General features: G+C 73.8%; 3 protein-coding genes. All 3 read left to right on the top strand.

Features of this window, described 5'->3' with window-relative positions; all coding sequences use genetic code 11:
* Positions 1–612 (top strand): DUF5919 domain-containing protein (locus IH13_RS0120145; protein WP_031086404.1); only part of this gene is annotated, 612 nt, incomplete at its 5' end.
* A 493-nt stretch (positions 613–1,105) separates the two neighbouring features.
* Positions 1,106–1,819, top strand: a complete 714-nt coding sequence (locus IH13_RS0120135; protein ID WP_031086399.1) for an exonuclease domain-containing protein — start codon at positions 1,106–1,108, stop codon at positions 1,817–1,819.
* A 438-nt stretch (positions 1,820–2,257) separates the two neighbouring features.
* The coding region (locus IH13_RS0120125; protein WP_199814767.1) for a HEAT repeat domain-containing protein at positions 2,258–3,574 on the top strand (1,317 nt) is incomplete at its 3' end.

Here is a 3,574-nt window from a genome sequence, read left to right as displayed (position 1 = left end):
CTGCCGGTGGACGCCGTCGAGGAGCTGGTGGGCGACCGGTACGCCGACGTCGTCTCCGTCCACCCCGACCGGGTCCGGCTCCAGCGCCAGCTCCCCGCCGAGGACCTGTTCGGCGGGGCGCGCCGGCTGGACGCGATCGGGATAGGCCTCAACCTCCTCACCCAGAACTTCTCGGGGCGCCGGCTGATCCGGCTCGCCGAGTCGGGGTGCCGGGTGCGGCTGCTGTTCATCAATCCGGCGAGCAGCGCCGTCAAGCGCCGGGAGCGGGAACTCGGCCTCAAGAAGGGGGAGCTGAGCCGTTCGGTGGAGATGAACATCCTCCATATGCGCCGGGTCCGCTCCAAGCTCCGCGATCCGGGCGCCTTCCAGATCCAGGTCTTCGACGAGACGCCGCGCTTCACGGCCTACCTGGTGGACGGGGACGGGCCCGACGCCGTCGGGGTCGTGCAGCCCTACCTGCGGCGAGCGCGGGGCATGGAGGCACCCGTGTTCGTGCTGCGGGGCGGGGGACGGGCCGTGGTCCGTGCGGGGCAGGACAGCGAGCACGGGCTCTTCGAGACCTACCGTGAGGAATTCGAGTCGGTTTGGACCGATTCGCGGCCTGTCTCCTGACGCGGTCCTTCTTCTGACGCCCCCTCCTGCGTTGTCAGTGGCCCGTGCGAAGGTGGTCATCACGAGGGGGAGAGCACCACCGAAGGAGGTACGGGATGAGCTGGCACCGGGAGCGTCGGGCCGGGTTCGGCCTGGAGACGACCGGCACGGACCCGCTGGAGGCCCGCATCGTGACCGCCGCGGGCGCCGCGGTGGGGAGCACCGGCCGAGAGCCCGTCCGGTGCCGCGCCCGGTCGGCGGACCCGGGCGTCCGGATCCCCGATCTGGCGTCGGCGACCCACGGCGACAGCGGCGAGCGGACGGCGGAGGGGGGCCGGCCGGTGCGCGAGGTGGCGGACGCCGTCGCCGGGGCCCTCGGGGAGTGCCGGAGCGCCGATGGGCCGGTCGTCGCACACAACGCGAGGCGCGGTTCCCGCGGTTCAGCCGCGTTTCGGGCGCCTCATCCGGTACCGGGACGCGGGCTTCCGGCTCACGCCGGAGCGGGGGCCGGGCGATGAGCTGGATGGCAGGGCCCTTGGCCGCCTTCGACCTGGAGACCACGGGTACGGACGTCGAGACCGACCGCATCGTCACCGCGGCGGTCGTGCGACTGGAGCCGGACGGGACCGTCTCGGCGGAGCGCACGTGGTTGCTCGACCCGGGGGTGTGGATACCCGAACAGGCTTCGGCGATCCACGGCATCTCGACGGCTCATGCCCGCGAGCACGGGGTCTCGGCACCGTCCGCGGTCGAGGAAATCACTCAGGCCGTCGCCGAGGAGCTGCGCTCCGGGACACCTCTGGTCGTGATGAACGCACGCTACGACCTGTCATTGCTGGACCGTGAGTGCAGCCGGTACGGGCTGGAGTCGGTCAGCGAGCGGCTGGGCGTCGTGCCCTCGCCGGTCATCGATCCTCTGGTGATCGACAAGCACGTCGACCAGTACCGGAAGGGAAGGCGTGCCCTGCACGCGTTGTGCGCGCACTACGGCGTGTCACTCGAAGACGCGCACGACGCGAGGGCGGACGCGGTGGCTGCCGCGCGTGTGGTGCGACGCATGGCCGAGAGGCACCGGCCCGTCGGGACGATGTCCTCGACGGCCCTGCACGACCTCCAGGTGCGCGCGGCGGCGGTGCAGTCGGCCTCTCTGCAGGCCTACCTGCGCCGGACCACGAACCCGAGGGCGGTCGTCGAGTCGGCCTGGCCCGTCATCCCGCGAAGCCGGTAGACGGGGCCGGTTCACGACTTCGGGTCGCGGGAGCCCAGGGGGAGGGGGCGCCGGTAGGTCGCCAGCCCGCTGGTAGGCCTCCTCTACCGGCCCCCGTGGCCGCTGGCCGGCTGCTCCAGACCGAGGGAGTGGCCGTGGTCGTCCCGATCGGCCGGATCGTACGTGGTGATGCGGCAGGCGAGACGCGGCACACCGCTCCCCGGGACCGGGCGGTCCGCGCTCAGCAGCAGATCCGGTTCTCCGAGGTGAGGCGTCGCACCTGCTGTGCGAGGACATCGACGGGGAAGCGGAGCTCCCGGGCCCCGCGTGCGTGGGCGGGGTGAAACCGGTGCTCCGCCGACTTCGGGTCGTTGCAGAAGGGGACGCAGCAGGCGCGCTGACGCAGGTCGTCACAGGCCCCTGACCGTTCTGTCGGACCTGGCTGCGAAGATCACGCGCATGGATCTCGCTGACGCCCTCGCTGGCCTCGACGCCCATTCCTGGGCCTCCGTCTCGCACGCCTACGGCCCCGCCGAGGACCTCCCCGACCTGCTGCGTGCCCTCGCCGAGGGCGGCGGGGACGCCGAGGAGGCGATCTCGGAGCTGTACTCGTGCATCCTCCACCAGGGCACGGTGTACGCCGCCAGCGTGGACGCCGTCCCGTACCTCGCCCGGATCGCCGCCGCCGCCCGGCCCGGGACGACCGAAGTCCTCCGCCTGCTCGGCGGATTGGCCGAGAGCGATGACGCATGGGAGATCGCGCCGGGCGCCGTCCGGGCCGCCGTCGCCGCCCAGGTCCCCCTGCTGATACCGCTGCTGACCCATGAAGACGCGGAGGTCCGGCTGCTCGCCGCCTGGACGCTCGGTCACACCCGGAGTGCCGAGGCCGCCCTGGTCGCCCTGCGAAGCCGGTGGACGGCCGAGGCCGACCCCGGTGTCCGGGCCGAACTGCTCATCGCCCTCGGCCGGGTCGACGTCTCCGGCGCCGCCGTCGAGGCCCGCGCGCTGCTCGGCGCGGACACGCCCGCGCCGCTGCGCCTGGCCGCGCTCCTGGTTGCTCTGGCCGCCGGGGAGCCGTGGACCGACGCCCACCACGATGCCGCGCTCGGGCTGCTGCCGGCCCGCGACTTCACCGTCGACCGAAACAGCATGGACCACACGGAGCCGCTGCCCGCGTTCGTCGACAGCCTGCTGCGCCGCGAGACCGAGGCAGACCGTGAGAGCGCCTTCGCCCTGCTGGACGCCGCCCTGCGCGACGGCCGCCCCGAGGTGCGGACCGAGGCGCTCTCCGCGGCCGACCACGCCTGCTACCTCTCCCGCAGCGCTCCCCGGCGACTCGTCCCGGCCATCGCCCCACTCGTCGCCGAGTACCCGGCGTCAACCCTGCTCGGCCAGCTCGGCCCGGCCGCCGCCGAGGCCGCGCCCGTCCTCGCCGAACTCGCCGCCCGACCCGACGACGAGGCGGCCGACCAGGCATTGGCCGTGCTCGTCCGGGTCGCGCCCCGACAGGCCGCCCCGCTGCTGGCCCGGGGCCTCGACCGGCGCCCCCGCGCGCTCGACGCCGCAGGGGGCTTCCAGGCTCCCGACTTCCCCTTCGACCCGGTCCTGCTCGCCGCCGTCCGCGCACGCCTGGCCTCGGACGGGCTCGGCAACAACGAGACCGCCGCCCTGGTCCACCTGCTGCGCCAGTGGGGCCCGCAGGCCGCTGCGGCCCTGCCCGAGCTGTGCGCCGTGCTGCCCCGCTTCCCCTACGCGGCCTGTCTCTTATACACATCT

The organism is Streptomyces sp. NRRL WC-3549 (genome assembly GCF_000721935.1).
Lineage (GTDB): Bacteria > Actinomycetota > Actinomycetes > Streptomycetales > Streptomycetaceae > Streptomyces.
This window is presented reverse-complemented; position numbering and strand designations above follow the sequence as displayed.

Bases quoted from the DNA above. Each gene is read 5' to 3' on its own strand.
- IH13_RS0120135 (WP_031086399.1), top strand. From the start codon at position 1,106: ATGAGCTGGATGGCAGGGCCCTTGGCCGCCTTCGACCTGGAGACCACG.